The organism is Cytobacillus luteolus, assembly GCF_017873715.1.
In the GTDB taxonomy this organism is placed as follows: Bacteria; Bacillota; Bacilli; order Bacillales; family Bacillaceae_L; genus Bacillus_BV; species Bacillus_BV luteola.
Map to the genome: position 1 here is coordinate 654,983 of NZ_JAGGKM010000002.1, position 22,434 is coordinate 677,416.

Below are 22,434 nucleotides of genomic sequence, written 5' to 3' on the forward strand. Positions count from 1 at the left end.
TTTATGTGACCCCATTTCCTCCATTTGACCAATTACAGGTCACATAAATGGATTTATGTGACCTCATTTTCTCCTTTTGACCAATTACAGGGCGCATAAATGGATTTATGTGACCTCATTCTCTCCATTTGACCAGTTACAGGGCACATAAATGGATTTATGTGACCTCATTTTCTCCTTTTGACCAATTACAGGGCGCATAAATGGATTTATGTGACCTCATTTTCTCCTTTTGACCAATTACAGGGCGCATAAATGAATTTATGTGACCTCATTCTCTCCATTTGACCATTTACAGGGCACATAAATGGATTTATGTGACCTCATTTTCTCCTTTTGACCAATTACAGGGCGCATAAATGGATTTATGTGACCTCATTTACTCCATTTGACCAATTACAGGGTGAATAAATGGATTTATGTAACCTCATTTCGGTATTTCTACCAAACCCATGGCGCATAAATGATGTTATGTGACCTCATTTCAACCATCTGGCCAAACCCAGGTCACATAAACCATTAGCAACAAAATTTACTTTTGATAATGCTCTTTTAACACCTTCATCCATTCTTCATCAAACGCAGTTGATGTACCCCAGCCTTCTACAATGTTTGCTAGATTCACCATATTAACTGGATCACTAGAACCCTGTAGGTCAGCCTGTGAGATAAGAGATGCTTCTAAGTCATAAGTTTGTGGAGTTTCTTCTCCAGCTAATTTTTTCGCTAAAAGTCTTAAATTAACAGCACCAATTAATTTTGGATCTACTGCAGCCGTATATTTCCAAGAGCTTCCATCCGCTTGAATTTCTTGTAGGTCCGCATTAGAAACATCAATACCATAAATTTTGATTTCATCTCTACCAGCTTCTTTAATTGCACGTGCTGCACCGATTGCGAAAGCATCCCATGTAGCAAAAATCGCATCGATTTCACCTTTTGGATGTTTGTTTAACATGGCTGCTACCGCATTTTGGGTTTGAACAGATGTATCAGCAGCTGCTACACCGAAACGCTCAACCTCTTTAATTTCAGGATTGTTGGCTAGTACTTCTTTATAAACATTGTTTCTTCTTACCATAGGTGGAAACCCATCTACCCATAGGTACACAATATTCGCTTCACCATTATGCTCTTTTACTAATTGTTCAAGAGCTAATGTTGCTAATGCTTCATCATCCTGAGATGTTAACGTTACACCTGCAATTGTTGCAAGGTCTGGGTTTGAATCAAAGGTAACGACACTTTTTCCTGCTTCAACTAACTTTTTCACTCCATCAACCGTCGCAGCATCATCACCATGTGAAATAATAAAGCCATCATAGTCTTGTGTTAATGCTTGCTCGATTGCATCATGGAATTTAGCTGTATCGCCATTGGCTGTGAATACATCCACATCAAAGCCAAGTGACTCTCCTTCTTCCTTTGCACCAGCTAAAAATTGTGCGGTATGATCATCTCCACCAATTTTACGAATGACTTTAATTTTTGCACCTTCTCCATTCGCAAAACGCTCTGGGACATTTTCAAAACTTACTTTCTCATTACTCGCTTGATTTGTATTTTCTCCTGAAGCACAGCCGGCTAATAGAAGTGTAAAGGCTACTGCTGAAGTTAACACTGTTTTGACTAAAGATTTTTTAAACATTTTGTTAGTTCCCCTTTTCTAAGTAGTTTTCTTAATACTGATCTGAGCTGTCATTTTCCTCCTTGCCTGTAGTATTGAGAGGATGCTATGTACCCAAAAGCGTAAGCGCCTTGTTCAGGGCGCTAGAGCTAGAAGAAGACAATAAAAAAACCTCTCTAAAAAGAGAGGTTTAAGCGGCATTATCCGATAATCCTCTCTCATCTTCCAAAACAAATAACTTGCTTTGCAGGATTTAGCACCAATTCCATTTAAAAATATGGAACGGTTGCCGGGCATCGTAGGGCCAGTCCCTCCGCCACTCTTGATAAGAGATCACGTATTAAGTTTGTGGTTAAATTTGATAGTTATTACTTTAACGTGGTAGAGAAATAATGTCAACAAATATTTTTAATTTTTTTAAAGTTTAATAACTTCTAAATAGTAGTATTATTACTCATATCCGCCATTGAGAAGTTCAAAGCCTTATAACTCATCTGCATATTGTTTTAGTTTTTGACTCATCATTTCAATTTCTTTTATAAAATTTGAAATTTCCACTGTTGAATTTGCCTGGTTATTTCCGACTTTAACAACCTTCTCAATTTCAATTGAGATTGCATTCATAGATTGTTGAATATTTGTTAGTGTTTTGCGTATTTTTTCTGTAGATGCTACCGTTTCATTAGATAGTTTTCTAATCTCATTGGCAACTACTGAAAATCCAGCTCCCTTTTCACCAGCACGGGCAGCCTCAATCGATGCATTTAACCCTAGTAAATTGGTTTGGTCAGCGATTTTTTTTATAAATGATAGAACTTCTTCTGTATTTTCTACTTCTTTTGATGCCTTTATTGATTTTTCCATTAATCCGTCACTTATTAATGATAGATCGGAAGCCGCTTGAGTTATATTGTGAACTTGATTGTTTGCAGTAGAAAGAGAGTCAACAATTTGCTCAGATATGTTGCGTAATGCTCTTTCATTTTGTTTCTGCATCTGTATGGCAACTGCCCCAATTACTTTCCTACCAATAACGATTGGTGCAGCTAACCCAGTAAAGGAAATTCCAAAAAATTCTGCCGGTACCTCTACTTCAATTTTCCTATTAAAGCGGATACAATCAGTTAATGGCTCTTCTGGATTAATTTTCATGCCAGGACGGGCTCCGATATCAATTTTTTTACTAGGATAATAGACTAACCACTCTTCAGTATTCGTAACCCCTATAGCAATATCTGGAAGCATAGAATGAATGATTGGAATAGTTTTTATAATGTTTGATAGTACCTCTTGTTCAGTAGCTTTTTCAGGAATAAATGATATCGTCATAATTTATCCTCTTTCTAAGATAATTATAGTTGTAATATGATTAACATTTTAGTCCATTTAGTCTAAAAGGTCCATCGTTATACACCTCTACTATCATTATTTATTTTAGTATTAGGTATTAAGAACTATATTAATCTAAATCTTCAACCTTTAACCCACATGATGTCTTTGAGCAACATCCTCTTTATGTCTATAATGTCGATTAAGAGCATATCCAAACAATGAGGCGAGTAACTGCTGAAACAACATCCCAACTACAACAGGTACAGCCACTTGTGCCGGAAAAAAGGAAGTTGCAATAACTGCTCCAGCACTGATGTTTCGCATCCCGCCAGTAAAGGTAAGAGCAATTACCGTTTCCTGATTCCACTTAAATAATTTGCCTAGTAAAAAGGCGAACAAGTACCCTGTGAAAGCAACAAAGAAAACAACGACAGCCACCCAGATTAGTCTTAAATCAACATTTCGTAAATATGGAGCTACAATCGCGCCATTTAACATTACAACAAGACCTAAACTGATTTTGGAAAATGGTGCTAATTTGGGTCCCCAACTCTCCTTTATATTCCCATTCGTTATATGATTCAAAACCATACCTACTAGTGAAGGTAAGACAACCATTAAAAATAAACCTGTCATCATGCCACCAACATCCATCTCCACTTTCGTACCAACAAAGATAGAAAGTGTATAAGGTACGATAAACGGGGATAGTAATGTATCAATCAAGATGATTGATAAGGTTAGAGCAAGGTTTCCTCTACATATCGAAACCCAGAGAACACTCGTTATCCCAGTTGGAATGACTAGAGCTAATATTAACCCAGTAATTGTGTATACATCACCACTAAAAGTAAGATGTCCTACTGACCACGCCCAGACTGGCATTAAGATATGCAATAACCCTAACGCTAGTATGATTGGCAATGGATGTAGGATTGCTCTTTTCAGAGCGGTAAAATTTGAACTTAAACTTCCTGCAAATGTTATAAAGGCAAAAATCCAGGGTATTAAAAAGGTGAAATCAATTAACCAAACTGCAAATAACACTCCAAGAACAACTCCTGTTGGAGTAATCAAAGCCATATATTTTTCTAGTTGTTTGTTTACTGTCTGTAACATTTAAAAAAACACTCCTAAATAGTTGCATCAACAAAACCTAATTATTTATTCTACTAGAATACCAGTTATTTGAATAGATACGTGTTAGGATAGTGTTCATTTCCATTATTACTCTTACAATTCTTCAAATTTTACTCTAAAATAATGTTGAAACTCATTTTTTCTGGCTAGAATGGTAGTACGCAAGAGAGGAGTTGAGATCGCTTGAGACGATTGATATTATTATTTGCATTTCTTTTATTTCTTTTTTCAGCTTGGTCTACCTTTGAAAAATGGTTAGAAAAAAATAAATTAGATGTTACGCTAAACACACTAAAAACAGACATAGACGAAATACGTGCAAGTCCTGAATATATTGCTGCTGTTGGAACAATTCAAGAAGGTATAATTCAATTGATGGATCAGCTTGACCAAAGGTTACAAACATCAGAAACAGATGTGAATTCAAAAACCGAGGTCCAAAAACCTGAGTTAATAACTCCAACAAAGCAAGCTTTTTCGATATATAATGTTGAACTTGGTGAAACACGAAGTGAGATAGAAAAAAGGATTGGCTCACCGATTAGATCAACTCCTAATGAATATGGTCTGATGTGGAATGCCTATCATGATAACTATCAAAACTTTATCATGATTTCCTATAATGTAAACGATGAGGTAGTAGGATTATATACTCCTCACGACCTCATCTCCTCCACTCATGGTATAGAAAGAGGAAGCGTAAAGGCATCAGTAATAGAGAAATTGGGAGTTCCACTTAATAAGATTCGAAAAGGGATGACCTATTACCAATTTGAAAAAGACCGTGATTATGATGTATTTTTAGTGGATAACAGCTATGTCACCGTCTTTTACGACCAACATCAACAAGATACTGTTACCTCCATACAAATTGTAAGTGAAGAGGTAGAAAAAAGTAAAAAAGAGTTTTATACAGCTTCTAGTGATACACTAAAAGAAGGCTTTGAGTACCAATTGTTCGACTTAACGAATGCCACTCGTGTAAATCATGAATTACCTATTCTTTCATGGGACGATCATGTTAAGGAAACAGCCCGCAAACATAGTCTTGATATGGCTCAAAATAATTATTTTTCACATACTAACCTTGAAGGACAGTCCCCTTTTGATCGGATGTTAGAAGACGATATACTTTTCACAGTTGCAGGGGAAAATCTAGCCTATGGACAATTTAGTAGTATATTTGCTCATGAGGGATTAATGAACTCCTTAGGTCACAGAGAAAATATCCTCCAGCCAGATTTTAGAAATTTAGGAGTTGGCGTAGCTTTTAATACAAAATCACAGCCATACTATACACAAAAGTTTTACAGTAATTGACTTAGCAAGAACACCAAACGAGGTGTTCTTTTTTTATTTATGACGCCAACAGGTAACTATTTAAAATATTCTTTTAATTATAGTTATTATAAAAAAGTATTCATTTTACTTTAATAAATGTTATCATAAAATATCGATAAATTGTCTTGATCCATATCTCTATAATTGGATCCTAAATTTCAAATATATGTGGATAGGATGTTTTAGCGTGGAAGATGATCAATACAAAGAACTCATTCCCTTTCTGAAAGAAGATGATCAATACAAAGAACTCATTCCCTTTCTGAAAGAACATGGTTTACGAATCACTCCTCAAAGACTTATTATCATAAAAACAATCATGTCATTAAAAGGGCATCCAACAGTTGATGATATCCATCGTGAAATACCTTATATCAGTGTTGCAACCATTTATAACAATATTAAATTATTCGTGAAACTCAATATTCTAAAGGAACTTCCCTATGGAAACGGTTTTAGCAAATATGAGCTGCACAATTCGAACCACTATCACGTAATATGTGAAACATGCGGTGCTATTGTAGATTTTAACTACCCAAGTCTGGTTGAAATAGAACAAATTGTACGTAAGCTAACAAACTTTTATATTCGTACTCACCAATTTGAAATCTATGGTGAGTGTACAGTTTGTCAGGCTGATAAATAGGGCAGAATAGCCATTTATTGAGTAACTTTTGAGAATAAATATAATAAAGAGTAATCATAGAAAGGAAGAAGAAGAAATCTATGTTAACTAAGCAGAAGATTTGTCCAAAATGCCAGGGTATTGTAAAAATGCTAAAGCATAGTGTGAAGTGTAATTGTGGCATCCGTATTAAAACTATGAATAGTAAGTGACATAAATAAAAAAACAGGTGATTTCAGTAAAATCACCTGTTTTTATTTAATTTTCTGTTGCTCTCTATAAATCTGGATTATTAGCTGTAATTAAATTAACAATGTTGCTAATTGCCCCCATCGTTTGACCTTTAAACACATCTGGTACCGTTTCATTGTAATTTGTTGAGTAGTAGAATGTACCCTTATCACTGTTATACCAGTACCCAAGGTTTTTCAATAAATTTTGTAGTTCCTCAGGCAATGTTGATATACCTGTATTCTCAATTAAATACTTTGAAGGTAAAATCCATACATCAATGTCTCCAGTTCCAGTATGTACCTCAAATAGGTCACGTTCCGTTTTTGAAATCCATTGACCTTTAGAATAGAGAGATATACGTGCTGCCTCTAAGCCAGAAATTCCATTTAAATTTATACCAAAGATTTGGTCTATGACTCTACGAATCTCTGAGCTTTCTATTTTCTCACCATAGTACTGGAGATATAAATCCATTACCTGAACCTTCGGTAGCGACATAATATAGGCTTCCTGTTCGCTCAAGGTGCCTTCCATAGAAAGTATCTGCCTTACCCCATCCATGATTTCATCTGGATAGGAACGCGTTGCCTTTCCCTCTCCCTCTTCTGATACTCGATTTAAGTTTATCCCAAAAATATCATTAACAATGCTACGTATTTCAATAGAATCTATCTTCTTTCCATAGAAATCCAGGTATTTGTCCATGACCTCAACCTTAGCCATTGCTTCAATCGACGCAAGTGCTAATCCCTTGTTAATAATCTCCACTATTAGCACTCCTTCAATTTTTCTACTTTTTTCGACTTAATTATATAATTACGTCGACAATATGAAAACTAATTTCTACCATATGAGGAAAGTTTTATTATTTTTAAGTCTTTGTACCTACAAAAAAACAACCAATCCCAAAGAATTGGTTGTTCTTCATTTTATTCTTCCTCATATTCTTCGATGTCCCATGAATGAATGAACTCCACATTTCCCTTAAGGGTTTGGGCAACTGGGCAGCCTTGTTCAAAAACATTTAGAGCTCTTTCAGCTGCGTCCCGCTTACCCGCTGGAATCTTTAACTCATAGTGACAACGGATTTTTGTAATCTTTAATACACCATCCGGTGCTTCAATGGTTCCTTCAACACTCGTTTTTAGTTTATCTGGATACGTTGGGATTTTACGCACTACCAGTGCGCGTGATAACGTTCCCGTTAGTCAACCACCAGCAGCTGCAACGATATGGTCTAGGGTTGAAGGATATTCCACTTCGGGTACAGCCCCATAGAATTCCTTTACCCCTCCATGGACACCATAGTCAACTGGCTCATCTTCAAAACCTTTAATAAATGCCTGACGATGTGGGGGTTGCTTTTGAATAATTGTAATTTTGGTCAATTCAATTGGTTTACTCATCCTATCCCCTCCATTGATACTAGTTTGGCTTGTTTTAGTATGTGTCAATTGGTTCGCTAAACTCACTTTCTTCCTTTGGGCTGAAATGCTTCATAGCAAGCCACATATATGCAATTGCAATCACATAATATACTAGATTATGTAAGTCTGCGCTAAATACTTGTAGCAGAATATCTAATAGAATAGGTACAGTTAAAGCATAAATAGCTAAGCTGTAAAGACTTCCGAAAGACAGCTTCTTTTTTCGGATTGCTGCAAGGATTAAACCTACCAATGCTAATAGCAGTGAACTGAATAACTTTCCGATGAAAAAGCCAATCCAGACAAAGAATGCAGCAATAAAACTAAACCATTGTAGTAAAGGTAATTTGTCAACGATATCATCTTGGTCAAACGTGATTCCAACAAAATCGCCGAAAGAGAATGCTTCTGATTTAAATCCATTTTCTTTTGTAATGACTTGATCAGATAAAATTAGTGTCGCTGATTCATATTGATCTAAAATATCAGGTGTTGTTTGCCCCGTTGTATCAATAATAAGGGTACTACCATCTAAATCTTCGTGTATGATGGGCATTGGTTCCTTCACATCAAGCACACCATTTGAAAAAGTGAACTCAGGAATATTGCCACTAATATCCGAAACAAAACCACCTATATCCTTATTAATCTGGAATCCGATAATAATACTATGTATCGTTCCAAAAAGTAGCGTGAATAGAAATAGGTAGAGAAATGCTTTTCCTACACCTTGCTTAACCATATCTGGATACTTTTCAAATTTCCCCATACTAAAAATAAACTTATTAAAAAATCCCATGTTGTAAATCCTCCTAAACCTTGTCTTATTTTCCATTTTATTCATTAGTTTTGAAAATAATCAAGTTATTTTTTTAGTTCATGTAATAAAAACTGGCAGGAAATGTCATATCTTTTTTTCATTGAGTATCTGACCTAGACATATACATATATAGTTTGTTTGAAATTTTTACCCAGGGGTATATGGATGAAGGTGTTGCGTTTAGGTCATATATAGGGAGGTATAAATTACCAACACCCCTTCGAATCAATCAAGTTCTTTGTAGTAAAAAATGGTAGCATGGAACTCACCATTAGCAGATTTCGCGTAATTTGGAATTTTCCCTGCTTCCAAATATCCCATTGTGCGATATAGCTGGTTAGACGGGTCTCCTTCTCTCGTATCGAGAACAAGTAGTGACCTTCCCTCACTCTTCGCTTTTTCCTCTAGCCTTTCCATCAACTGGCGACCAATCCCCATTCGTCGAAATCCGGGATGTGTCATTAATTTGGCCACCTCTGCACGATGACATCCGTTTGCCTTCATATTCAAATGGAGTTGAACGGTACCAGAAATCTCATTTCCTACTTTTGCAATAAATAGAATGCATTCAGTCTGTAGGACACCATCCCAATATGCTCGGGCTTCACTCATTCCCAAAGGTGGGAGAAATCCAATTGATGCACCATCTTCTACAACTTGTACGAGGAGCTCTGAAAGCTGACCCATATACTCATCAAGTACGAGAACTTCTTCAATCACCACTTTTTGCTCCATTGTGTAATCCCCCATTAATTAAAATACTCAAGCCACCAAGGGTAATCATATTGCCCTTTTAATTTGTCGTCAATTCAATTATTACCTCTAATCTTATAATAACTTTATATAACCCATACCAAAAACCTACCACATTTGGTAAACTTATGAAAAGTAATTTTTCAGAAAATGAAACTCACTAACAACCAAATACGTATATGAAGATACTAATAAGGAGGTATTCCCATGACAGGATTAGTAGCGGTTGTAATGATATTTTCGATTCCTTTGGTAGCTCTTGTTACTGAGCATTTTCAAAAACAAGCAAAAGTAAAGCGAGACATGCTCAAGGATGAATTAGAGCTTGAGAAACTAAAACACGAAAACTACCTGATAGAAACACAGAAATTGCGACTCGAACTCGAACATATGCAAAACAAAGAAACAAAAAACGAATCAAGGTTACTGTAGTAAAGTAACTTTGATTCGTATTTTCATGTTAAAATTCCTCATGCCAGCTCTTATCACCTTCTAAGCGGACCCCTTTGTCGATATACTCAAGAGAAACACTGCCATGCTTAACCCCTGCTTCTTTTTGCAAATAGCTAACGATGCCTTCAAAAAGTTCTTTGTCCCAAGAGTCTGCCTTCCTAGGGATAAAGATCATCACATGAGGTTTCGCTTCATAATCCTTATAACTACTCGGTTGATTTGGGTCAACGTTGAACTCAATTCCAGTTCTTTCTGGGTAAAAGATCCAAAGTTCATCAAGTGTACCCAATGTACTTTCTAGATAAGGTCGAATTTCACCTTCTAATTGTCGTTCCCATTGATCCGCAATATAGGTATCTTCCATTTGATTTGTCTCTTTATTAAAGAACACTAAAAACTGCGTCCCATCACGTTTATTTTCTGCATTAGCAGCATACTCAAAATGAGTAAAGTTTCCCATATTATCATATAACGTATCAAATATAACGACTTTATCGGTAAAGGTGTTTGCTATATATTCTTCAGCTTGTCTTTCAATCTTAGCAACCTCATCTTTATCTGGCTTCATGCTTTGGAGAAAAATAAAAATCATTATGCCAATAATCAAAACAATACCAGATAGAATACCTAATACCCATTTTATTAAAGTCTTCATAATTCCCCCTATATGTCTTTTTATCTATCGTACCATAAATATCACCGAATTTATCCAATAAAATGGAATCATATGTATGTACACCTGTCATCTTCCTTTACGTTTCCGCTCATTGGATTTACGAATTTTCATTAGTTTGGTTGAAGGTTGTTTACGAATCCATTTAATAAAGCTTGATAACTTTTCATCCTCCCTTAGATCTCGGATGGTGGCTAATCGTGCAGCAATTTCCTGGTTTGTATAAAGTGCATGTATTTGTTTATGGCACGGAATACATAAATTAGCAGTTTCACCAAAAGTTCCACCCATTTCCTTGGGTACTAAATGATGTACTGTCGTATCCACTTCATCCCGACCACAAAGTTCACAAACTTCCATAACAATCCTCCAAAACCTATTTTATCAGTTTGCAAAATTCCACTCATCTTTGCAACTATGCATTGTTAAACTAAGTATCCTCCATTAACCTCTCATCCAAACATTCTTTTATAAAATTACACTGACCGTCGATCATAATGTCTTCTGAGTCCTTCTCCTAAAATATTAAATGTAAAAACGGTAAAGGTGATTACCAAACAAGTATAAAACGGAATCCAAAAGGCATTTAATATATCTTTCCGCGCTTGTCCCAATAACGTTAACCAATTTAAGCTTGTGTTCACTGTCTCAGCTGCAAATGCACCAGTCTGAACAAAGACCTGAGAAATAAAGATACCAAATATACCCATTTGACCAATTAGTAGTGCAGTGCGCCCTATATCAATGAAGAAGTTGACCACAATCGCCGGTAAGATATTAGGAAGGATGTTTGAGATTAGCTGTCTCAATGGATGCATACCTACCGTAATTCCAGCTTCAATATAGGGCTTTTTTAAAATACCAATCGTTTCTTCTTGAACTATATGAGCAACTTTACCAACCTCTATTAAGGCTATAATCAGGATTGACCAAAAAAAACGAAACTCATGCAAAACTAGCACCGGAATGCTTAATAAAATCATAGCAGAAAAGATAATGGGCACACTTGAGAAAATATGATTCCATGAGGATACAATCCATGAGAAAAAACCTTTACCCCTCGATGCCAATAGCCCTAATGGAATACCAAGTAAATAACGAATCAGACAAATGACAAGCATCATTAGCAACGTGTCCTTGGCACCTACGATAAGAACACTTAACAAATCTCTTCCTTCCCTATCGGTCCCAAAAGGAAATTGTTCTTCAGGCGAAAATGGAGCAGTCATGATGACGTTATTTTCCCCAAACCTCACACGACTCGCTTCATCTATTTCATTTTTAACATAAGGAATATAGGGACCAATTAGTGTAATTAGTAGTAGAATAGTTACCATGATTATCCCTATAAACAAAAGTCGGTTATGTTTCATCGTTTTTTCACCTCTTACTTTGGCTCAAGTTTTAATTTTATTAGTCGACTGGCGATATGAGCAACCATAACGAATAATAAAAAGCAAATACTGATTCCTATAATTAATCCACTCTCATCCACTTTTCTAGCCAGCATGGATGGGCTAATAAAATTTGAATATCCTATGGCTGAGAACAATCGATATGCCGCACCCTCGTAAGCTAGTAAATATTCCACCACCAATAAATTAGATAACAAGAAAACCATAACTGAAGGAAGGTATCCTGAAACAGTAATTATGCATTGTTTAAACATGTGACGATACAGAACTAGTTTTTCCGTAAAGCCCTTTGAAAAGGCTACCTGAATATGAGGCTCGTCTTTTTGACTAAGCAATGAAACGGATGTTAGTCTTGCAACATAAAACGACGGGGCAATGGAAACTAAAATTCCTGGAGCGATAAACTTATACCAATCTTCGTCTCCTAAAATCGTAAACGGCAACTTAAAATAAACAATCCATATCACACATATGATGATAAAATAGTCTGGAATGGATTGAAATAACCAAGTAGTACCATTACCAAAGAGGTTCTGTTTCGTGTTCGTTTTTCTAAAATCATAGATTCCTTTTAGTACACCAAACAAAAGACAAAGAAAAAGGCCTAGGAACACAACTAACATGCTTTTTGGAACGAATTTAAGCAACTCATCTTCCACACTTCTCGTTTTCCACTTGGTAGGACCGAGGCTTTTAGTCTCTACAACCTGAGAAAGGTACCCAACCACATTGTTCTTATAATCTGCTAAACTAAACGAATAATCATATTTCATAACACCTGCCCAACCCCCACTTAGCTCCAGGTTTGGCGTTCTTGGAACTAGAACGAAGAGAATGATGCAAGTTACTACTAACAAATAGATAAAAAAAAGCTTTACCATTTCTTGGACTATCTTCATTGGACTGCCCCCTTACTCTCTATATGTATAATAAATATTCGGCGCCATGTCCTTCTTTCCTTTTTTTGTAAGAGTTTAAGAAAACACCGTCCCAATATAGGAACGGTGTTAATTACTTTACTTATTTATTTTTTAAAAATGAAGCTCGATAGTTTTCAAGCTTTGTCTCAAATTTACTTACTAATTCCGAAAGCCACTTCGGATTCGTATCTTCATTACTAATATCAAGCGATCGATAAAGCTTTGCAAAAGTAACGAGATGATGAAGCCTCATAAACCAAACTAGGTCCGTTAGTAGATCCAAATTGACACTATTTTCGGATGAATAGCCTTTCATAAATTGAGTGAAAGATGGATGATATAGATCAACTTCTTGTTCAAATAAGTCTCTTAACGCATAGGCTATATCGGCAACATACCAGTGTTGTACACTATCATCAAAGTCTAGAATACTTATACCTTGTTCATTCCATTTGAGATTATCCAATTCAAAATCATAATGAATCAGACCAAATGTTTCATCTGTAATCGGCAGATTAGTCAGCCACTCCTCCACTACATGCAGCTCCTGATAGAAAGATATCTCATCAGCTGGAACAGTATCCTTTATAAATTGAATGTGATCTCTCCAACTAGGGCGACTTTCCTTCAATGAGATTGGTAGTTTCATAAAGGCTTGGTGCAGCTGACCAAGTGTTTTCCCCCATGAGAAATACCCATTCTCATCAAGTTGCTCAAGCTCCAGTTGTTCACCATTTAATGCCTCGAATACAACACAATGATAGGTTCCTAGTTCAGTAAGTATCGTTTCAATTAAATTTCCATCCTTTGACCTAATTGGTTTCGTAACGCGGACGCTAGAGTTTTCAAGAAGTTGGAGGATTTCCAACTCAGATTGATAATCCTCGAGGTTTCTTTCAGTTGACTCATTACATCGTAGAAAATGCCATTGACCCTCTCTTTTAAAAACAAAAATAAAATTAGCACTTCCGCGATAATAGTAAACTTCTTTTTCATCATAACCCCATTTTTCTAAGAGTTGTTCAGCGAATGGACTTCGCCAATCTTGATCAACCGTTGACACTATTTTTTTCATTGTACTTAGCTGCATCATAGTAAACACCTCTTTTAATCTATCTATTGGTGTTGGTAATCAAGAAAAATATTTTTATTATTCTTGTTTTTCATTACACAAGGAATATATTACCACTAATGCACAAAAAAGCCATCCACAAAATGAATGGCTTCTCCTGCTATTCTAGTTTGGTTTCTTCAAGATGTTCTCTTCTCGCTTTTAACAACCTGGCAGTATTTAGTACCACTGTCTTTAACACAGCATAGGTTGGAATTGCAAGAATCATCCCTAAAACACCGGCCAAGTTACCCGCAACTAATAATAAAATAATGATAGTAGCTGGGTGTGTATCTAAACGTTTTCCTAAAATTAATGGAGAAAGTAGATTTCCTTCCACTTGTTGAGCAATCACAATAACTACAATAACAAGGAGTGCTGTTGTTGGTGAAACGAAAAAACCAATAATGACAGCTGGTGCTCCTCCTAAAAAAGGACCAACGTACGGAATAATATTTGTTACTGCAACAATCATCGCCATCACTAATGCATAAGGTAAGTCAATAATAAGATATCCAATAAACGCTAAGGTTCCTACAAATAAGGCAACAAGTATTTGCCCTTGAATATACGCTGCCAAGGTTTCCCCGGTATCCTTAAGTGTATCGATCGTTTCCTTTCGAATCGAATTAGGAAAAAACTTCGATAGTGCAATCGGAAATTTATGTCCATCTTTTAACATATAAAAGAGGAGGAATGGAACCGTAATAACCGTAATCGTAACATTGGCAATTAAACCAAAAATATTTGCTATTGTTTGTGAAGCACGGTCAGGTAATGTATTGGCAAAGCGAATCAGTTCATTTTCAATTTGATTAATGGGTACATATGTTTGAGTCATAAACCAATTAAATTGTGGCGTTTTCGATAAGTCGTCGATAAGTTTCATTGTCTGATCAGCATAAACTGGTAGATCTTTTACCAATTGTGTAAATTGACTTGAAATCAATGGTGCAAGAATACTAATGACTAAGACAACTACCCCAATAAACACGATATACATGATTAGAATGGCAAGTATTCTTGGGATTTTCCATTTCTGCAGCAGACCTACCATTGGATTTAATAAGAAAAACAAAAACCCTGAAATAATAATCGGAAAAAACAATGTTGAAACAAAGACAACAACCGGTTCAAATAAAAATGTAATTTTTGATGACAAATATAAAATTGTAACTAAAATTAGTATTTGTAATGTCCAAGACTGAAACTTATTTTTAATCAACCATACCTACCTCTTTTACTTAGAATATATATATTTCTATAGTAAGGGTATTTATGGAATTTGTACACCATCAAGAATAAGGGAATGGACAGTCTTATTAGTATAGAGACTCAATCACTTCCAAAGCAACTCTCTCACCACTTTCTACGGCTCCGTTCATATATCCTTGAAACCTTACTGAAGTATGCTCACCTGCAAAAAAACAGCAACCTTCACGTTCCATTTCTACACCTGCAAATCTCGTAAACTGGCCGATCTTACGAAAAGAATAAGATCCACCAGCCCACTTATCTTTAAACCATAAATCAACACTTTTCAAACCCGTATAGGAAAGCTGAAGCCCTGGAAAAACTTGATTTAATTCCATAATCACTTCTCTTGTATACTCATCTACTCCTTTTTCAGCCATAGACTTTAGATTACTTCCTCCAGAAATTTGAACAAGAATTCCCTGTAGACCTGATTGAGCCCTCGTGCTATCGGACGTGTACTGATAGCCTAGATTCGAATATGAGGTTCCATTATAGTTACACTGTTGCCATATCCTCTGGTCAAATTGCATATGTATTTTGGAATTACAGCCCATACCTAATTCGTTTATAGCATTTACTTTTAACGGCCTAAATCCACTGTGGGAAAAATCGACAGAATTTGATAATACAGAGAAAGGAATTGCTAAAACAACATAGTCAACATGCACTTTTTCGATTGTTCCTTTACTCTGGAAAGACAGTGTATAGGTTTCATTTGTATTTCTGATAATTGATACGAGCTTATGATTTCGTTTTATTTGGTTATACAATTTCTCTTCTAGTTTTTTAATAAGTAAATCATTTCCACCACTAACTCTAAACCTTGAATCAGCACTTCCATATACTGAAGAATTGGTCGATTGTTCATCTGAAAATAATTGAACCAAATTAAGTGCACTTTGTTCACTACAGTCTGCTCCATGCTCAATTGAATAGGCAGTACATAGAAGCTGCCCGACAGTTGATTGTTCCCCTCCCTCGATATTTTGTTCAATCCAGTCCGTGATAGACATATTGTCTAGCTCCCAAGCTCGATTTGTAAACTGGTAGTAAAGCACTGGAAACTCTGCTCTTCTGTATTCATTATTCAGTCTTCGAGCGACCTCTTGTAATTCTTGCTGTAACTGATGATATTGATTATCTCCGTTGTAATAATAACAAGGATTGGCATAAGATTTCTCTGCAGCAATAAGATCATCCACTTCTAAACCTAGCTCTTCAATTAGAGAAAGAATTGAGGTGTGTTTCGAGTCAATCGTTTCACCTCCTCTTTCTACAAACTGACTACCTTTAAACATTGCCCTTTCCGTCCAACATCTCCCCCCAAGCCGACTATTCCCTTCAAATACTGTTGCCATAATTCCATGAGTGGCCAAGCGGTAGGCACATGTTAAACCGGCCAGACCGCCACCAACAATGGCAATTGAGCGATTCTTCCTACTTTCTGAGTGATATACATCTTCACGCGTGTATTCCATAAATATTAATAATTCCTACTTTCCTATGTTAAGTGATAGATATTAGTATGATTTTTTTATGTGCATTTCATAACAATACTTTTAATGAAAACACCAAGTCTTTTTCATAGTAAATAACAACAATCTTTGAGAAAAGAACCAACAATAAAAAAAGGCGAATCCTCATCGAAGATTCGTCTCATTTTTGTGAAGCCTTTTTTGAAATAAAATATCCATTCGTGCTTGTAATAAAAGTTGGCAATAAGCTCCAAAGGAAGAAACCCCATTGCCCAGTAAAAAGCGAAACAAGGAGAAAAAACAAACTAACCGTTAAACCAATTTGTAATGACCTTTTAAACATCTGACTCTCATCTACCTTCTTAAACATCAACACTCCTCCTACAGTTTAAATTGATTGTATACGCCTAGCACAGCCCAACCTGCTAAATGAACGATGAACAAAATTCCCAATGTTGTATTAGCAGATAAACTAACCCCCATTAATTGCAAGGTAAACAGGACATACAAAGCACCTAATGTAAGCATCCAACTACCTCCACGTGCATTTTTCCATATTTGAAGATAACGCTCATCAAGTCCCCGCTTCTTGGCTGCCATTCTTCTACCTAACCACCAGCCTGAAAAACCAAATATAGCTCCTCCCCATAAACCTGCTAATCCAATCCATTGTATCTCTCCCATAAGTTACTCCCCTTCCTGATAAATAAAAATGTCCTCAATATGACAACCAAACGCTTTAGCTAATTTAAAAGCTAACTCCAATGATGGATTGTACTTCCCATTTTCTAATGAAATAATGGTTTGCCTTGAAACGCCAACTAATTCTGATAATTGTTCTTGTGTAATATTCTTTTCTCCACGTTTTTCCCGTAATCGATTTTGAATAGGAATCAACCTCCTGATGTAAAGCTAGCTTTACGTAAAACAAACTTTACGTAAAGTATACTTTACATTGGTATATTATTACAAGAGTTAATTTTAGTTAGTTTTCATGTAAGCTTGGCGTTAGAACGAATATCTTAAAGATTCGACAGAATGGTAGTTAAGTTAGATTGAATAACATTTCATTTCAGCTTTTTCAAGCAAAAAAAGCCAGCCTAGTCGGCTGACTTTATTTTTCACCTATTATTTCAAATGTCCAGAACGGACAACCTTTGTACTTAGGTATTTTTCATTAAATTCAGAGATATCCCCCCAGAGTGGTGTACGACCTGATAAATCCATACCAGCACTTTTTAATGCTTCTACTTTTCTAGGATTGTTTGTAATTAATGTCACTGGGTTTGATCTCAGTGCCTTAAGGACAAGAATGGCATCATCGTAATTTCTAGCATCGTCAACGAAACCAAGCTGTAGATTTGCCTCAACCGTATCATAGCCATTTTCTTGAAGAACATATGCCATTGCCTTACTAAATAGGCCAATTCCTCTACCTTCATGATTTGCTAGATAGAACAAAGCACCCGTACCGTGTTCAACGATCATTTGTAAGCTTTGGTCGAGTTGGTATCCACAATCACAACGTTTGCTACCAAAGATATCTCCTGTATGACAAATTGAGTGCATTCGTATAAGTGCTTCTTCATCATTTTCAAAATCACCATACACTAGAACACTTGATTGCTGAAGTTCAGCTAAATTAACGGAAGAAAGCTTTTCAATAATACGCTGATAATTCTCAGTTACTTCATTGCATTGCAACCAACAATACCACTGAAAAATAACCGTTTTTCCAGCAAGTGTCACTGGAAGTTTAATAGGTCCTACTAAGTAGATAGCACCCTTTGCTGATTTGATAAGTTTTATTTTTTTCTCTATTATAGATAGGGTATTTGCGTCAAGTTTGCTGCTGTTCATCATTGTTTACTCCTCTTTTCACTTACTAAACGTAATGACCTTCATTAGTGTAACAAATTTACGTCATGTGAGCTTTTTATTAAAAATAAACTTGTTTTAAAAAGTTAGTATACGTTAAAATATATTAAGGTTCTTTTTAGAAAAATGCAAGAAAGTAGTCCTAAATCCGAATGAGGTGATAAAAATAAATCCATCTATATTATGCCCTAGATTTGAAATTGCCATGAAAATAATAAGCACCCGTTGGAGTGGATTGATTGTTTTTTCACTTCTTTCCGGTACACAGCGGTTTAGTTCGATGGAAGCATCTTTGCCGATAAGTGGAAGACTTCTATCTGAAAGACTAAAAGAACTTGAAAAAGAAGGAATCGTTCATCGTGAAGTTATTCCTGAAACACCTGTGCGAATTGAATACTCATTAACTGAAAAGGGACGCGCATTAGAACCTATCATTACGGAGATTCAAAATTGGTCACAAGAGTGGATAACAGATGAAGATATTGAAAGGAGTAACCGATGAAAAGAAGATATGCCACGATTCTATTATTGTTCACACTACTTTTATCAGCGTGTGGTGCAAATACAATGAATGAACCGATTACAGTTCTGGATCACACTGGGAATGAAGTGACCTTTCCACAAGAGAAACCAGTTATTTTCTTCTTTATAACAACCTACACCTGAGGACTTTGTCAGCAGCAACTAGGTCAGTTGCATGATAACTTTGAATTATTAAATGATATTGATGCTAACATGTATATCATAAGTGCCGATAAACCTGAGGAACAAGCGGAGCTATATAATGGTTTAGAGGAATTATTTAGTTATAGTTTACCTTTTATTTCTGACCCTGAGTTTAAAATCATTGACCCATTTAACATGAAAAATAACGACGTTCCTTATAGGGGCTATGCTCTACTAGATACGGACGGAAATTTTGTGTTTCATACAGTAAATGATCATTGGGGCGAAGAGCTTGAAAAGACAGTAGCTGAAATCAAAGAGGAAATACAGGGGTTAAAATAAGTCTGAAATAATAAAGCCGGGATGACATGTAAATTGTTCACTACCCGGCTATTTTCTTTTGTGCTTATTTTACTGGAGAGGAAGCCACTGAACCTTCCAGATTCCTTTTTTATTTTTAACTAGCCCAAAACTTGTACCCTCTAGATCCCCTACTGTAATAGCAGCATTCTCATCATCAGGCAGGATAACTTCCATTAAGTTGCTCTTGCTGATCATTTCGAGCAAGTTTGAGCTCGCTTCTCTAGTCTCATTTACAGCTTGAAGGTAATCTTCATAGGTTTCAAATACTCTTATATATTCCTCATCAAAAATAAAAAGCTCATATTGAGTGCGGTAATCTTCAATCGATGCAGCATAATAATAAAGTTTAAAAATATCTAACGGGCTTAATCCAATTAGAGCTTCTTCATTGAAATCTGTTCGAAAGCGTTGATAGACCTTTTCGAGCTCCGGTGAAATCAACTCAAAACTTGAGGCACCATCAAACGATATGAGTGTCGCAAAATCTGTGACATCACTAGGAACATATTGAACACTATAATTAGCAAGGGTCACTTTTACCCCCTCCAATGTTTCTCCGGAGGAGAGTTGGAGGATTTCTTTTGCCTCTTCTTGATTTTCAAAAATCAACCATTTTTTTCTAGTATCATGATGGGAGATCGGCAACAAGTGAGTTGATTCTTCATCTACTGTAAAAGTAACCATACCACCGAAAAGTTCATTTGTTTCTGACACAAGCTCAATAGTGCCTGTAATAGTTGCTTTCCCTTCAAAATAAGCTTTTGTTGTGTCATATGGATACTCCAAGGAACCAGGGATAGCTTCAATTTCAATTAGACGCCATCCAGCCACTTGATCACCCGGCTTTACACTCTTAGGATCAAAGATATTATTTCCTACTAAAGGTAATCCTTCTCTTTGTAGGGCCTCTGTTATTTTGTCTGACTCTGTGAGTTCTATTGGTTGCTCTTCAACTTCACCTTCACGTTCTGTTTCCTCTCCAACAGGAGTTTTAATATCATTCGCTGGTCCCAAAGAGTCAAATAGCCCCAATCTTTCTCCAGCAATACCCACCGCAAATGCAAACAATGCTACGAGAACAAACGCGGTCATCATTCTAGGAAAAAAGTGAGTGCCGGAGAATTTGTTTGGAATAGTACCATTTTCGATACGACTTCTAATTCTCATCTTATCCTTTTCTGTAAATACTGGTCTTGAAGAAAAGCTAGACTGATAATCTTCTTTTAATTTGTTAAGCTTTGATTCCATCATGATTGCCTCCTTCTACGATAAAACTATTTTTCAGCTTATCCCTGCCTCTTTTTAGCCTTGTTTTTACAGTCGAGGTGTTAAGTTGAAGCATCTCACTCACTTCTTCAATTGATAGTTCTTTCAAGTAAAATAAGATAATAACTTCTCTATATTTCAAAGGAAGTTTCATCACTTGTTCAAATAGCTGTTGGTTTTCAAGGTTTTTTACGAGAAGAATATCTGGCTGTTCATTTAAATAGTCTTTCTCTTGTGTAAAAGAATCCGTAATCACCATTTTTCGGTATGCCCAGCTTCTCAGATAATCCTTTGATTTATTAATCGCAATTCGATAAACCCATGTTTTAATCTGAGACTCTTCTCTAAAACCCTCTAAATGTAAATAAACGGAAACAAATACTTCCTGAGTTAAATCCTCTGTTACTGTCCAGTTTTTTGTAAAACTAAATATCAGTCTTTTTATCTCTTCCCCAAACCTATTCATAATGACTTCTAACTGGTCATTTTTTGACCGAACCTCATGTAGTGTATTCACACTGTATCACCCTCTTTTTCGCTTAAGCTCGTGTTCATTTATATAAAAACCGGTTAATATTTCGTTAATGACATATATTTGACGAGATATCAATAGCTTAGGTTTCAAAAAGTAATTTTGGTAGTTAAGACTGCGTGAGCAACTAAATTGACACTTTCTATTTCGTTTTACTAAAATAATGATAGTAAGATATATAAGGATAATAATTAGGAGGAACAAATATGTATGACATTTTAGTAATCGGTGCTGGGCCTGCTGGTGCAAACGCTGCTTTATTTGCTGCAAAAGCAGGGAAAAAGACTTTAGTGCTAGACAACGATAAAAGTATGACTAAAAGAGCTTGGGTTGAGAATCATTATGGTGTAAAAGAAATTTCCGGGCCAGATTTAATTGAAATTGGAAAACAACAAGCCGGGAAGTTCGGTACAGAGTTTGTCCAAACAGAAGCGACAACCATCCAGAAAACTGTCGAAGGCTTCACTGTTGAGACGGAAAATGGAACCTTCGAAACAAGACATGTCATTTTCGCAACTGGAATCGGCATTGATCTAGCTGAAAAAATAGGCTTAAAAACAAAGCCAGGTACAGAGCCTAGAATTAAAACTGTTTTAGATGTTGATGCTGACGGTAAAACAAGCATCGAGGGTATCTGGGGTGCAGGTACTGTAGCAGGGTTAAGTGTGCATACTATCATCACAGCTGGACACGGTGCACATGTTGCCATTAATGTAATTAGCGAACTTAATGGCGAACGTTATGTTGATCATGACGTGTTAAAGTAAGAATGACTTTTAAAAAGGCAATAATCCGATGTGGGGATTATTGCCTTATTTACTGTATGAAGCTGATGTGGAACTTAAGAAAGGAGTTATGTGACTTCGCTTTGTTCTTTTCACACTTTCGAGGGTTCATAAATTGATTTATGTGACCTCACTTTCTTGGTTTCACTCTTTTGAGGGTTCATAAACTGATTTATGTGACCTCGCTTTGTTCGTTTCACACTTTCGAGGGTTCATAAACTGATTTATGTGACTTCGCTTTGTTCGTTTCACACTTTCGAGGGTTCATAAATTGATTTATGTGACCTCACTTTCTTGGTTTCACTCTTTTGAGGGTTCATAAACTGATTTATGTGACCTCG

The 22,434-nt window shown here is 36.0% G+C and carries 27 protein-coding genes, 1 pseudogene and 1 riboswitch; of the genes and pseudogenes, 7 read left to right on the forward strand and 21 right to left on the reverse strand.

Features of this window, described 5'->3' with window-relative positions; all coding sequences use genetic code 11:
- Positions 1–532: 532 nt before the first annotated feature.
- From J2Z26_RS08190 to J2Z26_RS08200, 3 genes are all read right to left on the reverse strand, one after another.
- Complete coding sequence (locus J2Z26_RS08190; protein ID WP_193537269.1) at positions 533–1,648, reverse strand: sugar ABC transporter substrate-binding protein; 1,116 nt, start codon at positions 1,646–1,648, stop codon at positions 533–535.
- A gap of 194 nt (positions 1,649–1,842) precedes the next feature.
- Positions 1,843–1,959: riboswitch (SAM riboswitch) on the reverse strand.
- A 151-nt stretch (positions 1,960–2,110) separates the two neighbouring features.
- The gene (locus tag J2Z26_RS08195; protein ID WP_193537271.1) at positions 2,111–2,956 is read right to left on the reverse strand and encodes a methyl-accepting chemotaxis protein; all 846 of its coding nucleotides are present in this window, start codon (positions 2,954–2,956) and stop codon (positions 2,111–2,113) included.
- A gap of 150 nt (positions 2,957–3,106) precedes the next feature.
- Entirely contained in the window at positions 3,107–4,078 is a 972-nt protein-coding gene (locus J2Z26_RS08200; protein WP_193537272.1) for a bile acid:sodium symporter family protein, read from the reverse strand.
- 204 nt (positions 4,079–4,282) lie between these two features.
- On the opposite strand from J2Z26_RS08200, the gene J2Z26_RS08205 reads away from it, so the two are divergent.
- Together J2Z26_RS08205 and J2Z26_RS08210 are read left to right on the forward strand one after the other, a co-directional pair.
- On the forward strand, positions 4,283–5,419 hold the full coding sequence (locus J2Z26_RS08205) for a CAP domain-containing protein (protein WP_227413734.1): 1,137 nt from the start codon (positions 4,283–4,285) through the stop codon (positions 5,417–5,419).
- A gap of 208 nt (positions 5,420–5,627) precedes the next feature.
- On the forward strand, positions 5,628–6,086 hold the full coding sequence (locus tag J2Z26_RS08210) for a Fur family transcriptional regulator (RefSeq protein WP_319638061.1): 459 nt from the start codon (positions 5,628–5,630) through the stop codon (positions 6,084–6,086).
- 255 nt (positions 6,087–6,341) lie between these two features.
- Here the strand turns inward: J2Z26_RS08210 and J2Z26_RS08215 are convergent, their stop codons facing one another.
- From J2Z26_RS08215 to J2Z26_RS08235, 5 genes are all read right to left on the reverse strand, one after another.
- Positions 6,342–7,067: a hypothetical protein gene (locus J2Z26_RS08215; protein ID WP_193537276.1), complete on the reverse strand. Its 726-nt coding sequence runs from the start codon at positions 7,065–7,067 to the stop codon at positions 6,342–6,344.
- Between the two features lie 161 nt (positions 7,068–7,228).
- Positions 7,229–7,477 (reverse strand): OsmC family protein, encoded by a 249-nt coding sequence (locus tag J2Z26_RS08220; RefSeq protein ID WP_193537278.1) that lies wholly within the window; start codon positions 7,475–7,477, stop codon positions 7,229–7,231.
- Between the two features lie 30 nt (positions 7,478–7,507).
- Positions 7,508–7,705, reverse strand: a complete 198-nt coding sequence (locus J2Z26_RS08225) for a hypothetical protein (protein ID WP_193537280.1) — start codon at positions 7,703–7,705, stop codon at positions 7,508–7,510.
- Between the two features lie 34 nt (positions 7,706–7,739).
- Positions 7,740–8,525 (reverse strand): DUF1189 domain-containing protein, encoded by a 786-nt coding sequence (locus J2Z26_RS08230; protein ID WP_193537282.1) that lies wholly within the window; start codon positions 8,523–8,525, stop codon positions 7,740–7,742.
- Positions 8,526–8,771: 246 nt separating this feature from the next.
- Entirely contained in the window at positions 8,772–9,281 is a 510-nt protein-coding gene (locus J2Z26_RS08235; RefSeq protein WP_193537284.1) for a GNAT family N-acetyltransferase, read from the reverse strand.
- Positions 9,282–9,506: 225 nt separating this feature from the next.
- Here J2Z26_RS08235 and J2Z26_RS08240 point away from each other — a divergent pair, with 225 nt between their 5' ends.
- Positions 9,507–9,731 carry a hypothetical protein gene (locus J2Z26_RS08240; protein WP_193537286.1) on the forward strand — a complete coding sequence of 75 codons (225 nt, stop codon included), beginning with the start codon at positions 9,507–9,509 and terminating at the stop codon, positions 9,729–9,731.
- A gap of 28 nt (positions 9,732–9,759) precedes the next feature.
- On the opposite strand, the gene J2Z26_RS08245 is transcribed toward J2Z26_RS08240, so the two are convergent.
- From J2Z26_RS08245 to J2Z26_RS08295, 11 genes are all read right to left on the reverse strand, one after another.
- A complete protein-coding gene (locus tag J2Z26_RS08245) occupies positions 9,760–10,407 on the reverse strand; it encodes a hypothetical protein (RefSeq protein WP_193537288.1) in 648 nt (215 codons plus the stop codon).
- Positions 10,408–10,494: 87 nt separating this feature from the next.
- Positions 10,495–10,785 (reverse strand): HNH endonuclease, encoded by a 291-nt coding sequence (locus J2Z26_RS08250; RefSeq protein ID WP_193537290.1) that lies wholly within the window; start codon positions 10,783–10,785, stop codon positions 10,495–10,497.
- A 116-nt stretch (positions 10,786–10,901) separates the two neighbouring features.
- Positions 10,902–11,798, reverse strand: a complete 897-nt coding sequence (locus J2Z26_RS08255) for an ABC transporter permease (RefSeq protein ID WP_193537292.1) — start codon at positions 11,796–11,798, stop codon at positions 10,902–10,904.
- 14 nt (positions 11,799–11,812) lie between these two features.
- Positions 11,813–12,739, reverse strand: a complete 927-nt coding sequence (locus tag J2Z26_RS08260) for an ABC transporter permease subunit (protein ID WP_193537293.1) — start codon at positions 12,737–12,739, stop codon at positions 11,813–11,815.
- Between the two features lie 121 nt (positions 12,740–12,860).
- Entirely contained in the window at positions 12,861–13,853 is a 993-nt protein-coding gene (locus J2Z26_RS08265) for a phosphotransferase enzyme family protein (protein ID WP_193537295.1), read from the reverse strand.
- Between the two features lie 139 nt (positions 13,854–13,992).
- Complete coding sequence (locus J2Z26_RS08270; protein WP_193537297.1) at positions 13,993–15,096, reverse strand: AI-2E family transporter; 1,104 nt, start codon at positions 15,094–15,096, stop codon at positions 13,993–13,995.
- Positions 15,097–15,193: 97 nt separating this feature from the next.
- On the reverse strand, positions 15,194–16,606 hold the full coding sequence (locus tag J2Z26_RS08275; protein ID WP_193537299.1) for a flavin monoamine oxidase family protein: 1,413 nt from the start codon (positions 16,604–16,606) through the stop codon (positions 15,194–15,196).
- Positions 16,607–16,784: 178 nt separating this feature from the next.
- Positions 16,785–16,973 (reverse strand): hypothetical protein, encoded by a 189-nt coding sequence (locus tag J2Z26_RS08280; RefSeq protein WP_193537395.1) that lies wholly within the window; start codon positions 16,971–16,973, stop codon positions 16,785–16,787.
- An 11-nt stretch (positions 16,974–16,984) separates the two neighbouring features.
- Entirely contained in the window at positions 16,985–17,287 is a 303-nt protein-coding gene (locus J2Z26_RS08285) for a hypothetical protein (protein WP_193537301.1), read from the reverse strand.
- Positions 17,288–17,290: 3 nt separating this feature from the next.
- Positions 17,291–17,491, reverse strand: a complete 201-nt coding sequence (locus J2Z26_RS08290) for a helix-turn-helix transcriptional regulator (RefSeq protein WP_193537389.1) — start codon at positions 17,489–17,491, stop codon at positions 17,291–17,293.
- Positions 17,492–17,731: 240 nt separating this feature from the next.
- Complete coding sequence (locus J2Z26_RS08295) at positions 17,732–18,463, reverse strand: GTP cyclohydrolase II (RefSeq protein WP_193537303.1); 732 nt, start codon at positions 18,461–18,463, stop codon at positions 17,732–17,734.
- 184 nt (positions 18,464–18,647) lie between these two features.
- Between J2Z26_RS08295 and J2Z26_RS08300 the strand changes: the two genes are divergently transcribed.
- From J2Z26_RS08300 to J2Z26_RS08310, 3 genes and pseudogenes are all read left to right on the forward strand, one after another.
- Entirely contained in the window at positions 18,648–18,983 is a 336-nt protein-coding gene (locus J2Z26_RS08300) for a winged helix-turn-helix transcriptional regulator (RefSeq protein ID WP_193537391.1), read from the forward strand.
- A complete protein-coding gene (locus tag J2Z26_RS08305; RefSeq protein WP_193537305.1) occupies positions 18,980–19,147 on the forward strand; it encodes a hypothetical protein in 168 nt (55 codons plus the stop codon). The genes J2Z26_RS08300 and J2Z26_RS08305 overlap by 4 nt, the downstream gene beginning before the upstream one ends.
- An 18-nt stretch (positions 19,148–19,165) precedes the next feature.
- Positions 19,166–19,489, forward strand: a pseudogene (locus J2Z26_RS08310) (hypothetical protein); the annotation flags it as partial.
- A gap of 69 nt (positions 19,490–19,558) precedes the next feature.
- Here the strand turns inward: J2Z26_RS08310 and J2Z26_RS08315 are convergent.
- Together J2Z26_RS08315 and J2Z26_RS08320 are read right to left on the reverse strand one after the other, a co-directional pair.
- Positions 19,559–20,758, reverse strand: coding sequence for a hypothetical protein (locus J2Z26_RS08315; protein WP_193537309.1), 1,200 nt, complete (start codon positions 20,756–20,758; stop codon positions 19,559–19,561).
- Positions 20,742–21,293 carry a sigma-70 family RNA polymerase sigma factor gene (locus J2Z26_RS08320; RefSeq protein WP_319638062.1) on the reverse strand — a complete coding sequence of 184 codons (552 nt, stop codon included), beginning with the start codon at positions 21,291–21,293 and terminating at the stop codon, positions 20,742–20,744. Before J2Z26_RS08320 ends, J2Z26_RS08315 begins: the two co-directional genes overlap by 17 nt.
- 221 nt (positions 21,294–21,514) lie before the next feature.
- Between J2Z26_RS08320 and J2Z26_RS08325 the strand changes: the two genes are divergently transcribed.
- Positions 21,515–22,075, forward strand: a complete 561-nt coding sequence (locus J2Z26_RS08325; RefSeq protein WP_193537311.1) for an FAD-dependent oxidoreductase — start codon at positions 21,515–21,517, stop codon at positions 22,073–22,075.
- The last annotated feature ends 359 nt before the right edge of the window (positions 22,076–22,434 follow it).

What these genes read in the sequence shown, in the direction of transcription:
- J2Z26_RS08190 (WP_193537269.1), bottom strand. Translation starts at nt 1,648, where the DNA reads ATGTTTAAAAAATCTTTAGTCAAAACAGTGTTAACTTCAGCAGTAGCC.
- J2Z26_RS08195 (WP_193537271.1), bottom strand. Translation starts at nt 2,956, where the DNA reads ATGACGATATCATTTATTCCTGAAAAAGCTACTGAACAAGAGGTACTA.
- J2Z26_RS08200 (WP_193537272.1), bottom strand. Translation starts at nt 4,078, where the DNA reads ATGTTACAGACAGTAAACAAACAACTAGAAAAATATATGGCTTTGATT.
- J2Z26_RS08225 (WP_193537280.1), bottom strand. Translation starts at nt 7,705, where the DNA reads ATGAGTAAACCAATTGAATTGACCAAAATTACAATTATTCAAAAGCAA.
- J2Z26_RS08230 (WP_193537282.1), bottom strand. Translation starts at nt 8,525, where the DNA reads ATGGGATTTTTTAATAAGTTTATTTTTAGTATGGGGAAATTTGAAAAG.
- J2Z26_RS08235 (WP_193537284.1), bottom strand. Translation starts at nt 9,281, where the DNA reads ATGGAGCAAAAAGTGGTGATTGAAGAAGTTCTCGTACTTGATGAGTAT.
- J2Z26_RS08240 (WP_193537286.1), top strand. Translation starts at nt 9,507, where the DNA reads ATGACAGGATTAGTAGCGGTTGTAATGATATTTTCGATTCCTTTGGTA.
- J2Z26_RS08245 (WP_193537288.1), bottom strand. Translation starts at nt 10,407, where the DNA reads ATGAAGACTTTAATAAAATGGGTATTAGGTATTCTATCTGGTATTGTT.
- J2Z26_RS08250 (WP_193537290.1), bottom strand. Translation starts at nt 10,785, where the DNA reads ATGGAAGTTTGTGAACTTTGTGGTCGGGATGAAGTGGATACGACAGTA.
- J2Z26_RS08255 (WP_193537292.1), bottom strand. Translation starts at nt 11,798, where the DNA reads ATGAAACATAACCGACTTTTGTTTATAGGGATAATCATGGTAACTATT.
- J2Z26_RS08260 (WP_193537293.1), bottom strand. Translation starts at nt 12,739, where the DNA reads ATGAAGATAGTCCAAGAAATGGTAAAGCTTTTTTTTATCTATTTGTTA.
- J2Z26_RS08265 (WP_193537295.1), bottom strand. Translation starts at nt 13,853, where the DNA reads ATGATGCAGCTAAGTACAATGAAAAAAATAGTGTCAACGGTTGATCAA.
- J2Z26_RS08275 (WP_193537299.1), bottom strand. Translation starts at nt 16,606, where the DNA reads ATGGAATACACGCGTGAAGATGTATATCACTCAGAAAGTAGGAAGAAT.
- J2Z26_RS08280 (WP_193537395.1), bottom strand. Translation starts at nt 16,973, where the DNA reads ATGTTTAAGAAGGTAGATGAGAGTCAGATGTTTAAAAGGTCATTACAA.
- J2Z26_RS08285 (WP_193537301.1), bottom strand. Translation starts at nt 17,287, where the DNA reads ATGGGAGAGATACAATGGATTGGATTAGCAGGTTTATGGGGAGGAGCT.
- J2Z26_RS08295 (WP_193537303.1), bottom strand. Translation starts at nt 18,463, where the DNA reads ATGAACAGCAGCAAACTTGACGCAAATACCCTATCTATAATAGAGAAA.
- J2Z26_RS08305 (WP_193537305.1), top strand. Translation starts at nt 18,980, where the DNA reads ATGAAAAGAAGATATGCCACGATTCTATTATTGTTCACACTACTTTTA.
- J2Z26_RS08315 (WP_193537309.1), bottom strand. Translation starts at nt 20,758, where the DNA reads ATGGAATCAAAGCTTAACAAATTAAAAGAAGATTATCAGTCTAGCTTT.
- J2Z26_RS08325 (WP_193537311.1), top strand. Translation starts at nt 21,515, where the DNA reads ATGTATGACATTTTAGTAATCGGTGCTGGGCCTGCTGGTGCAAACGCT.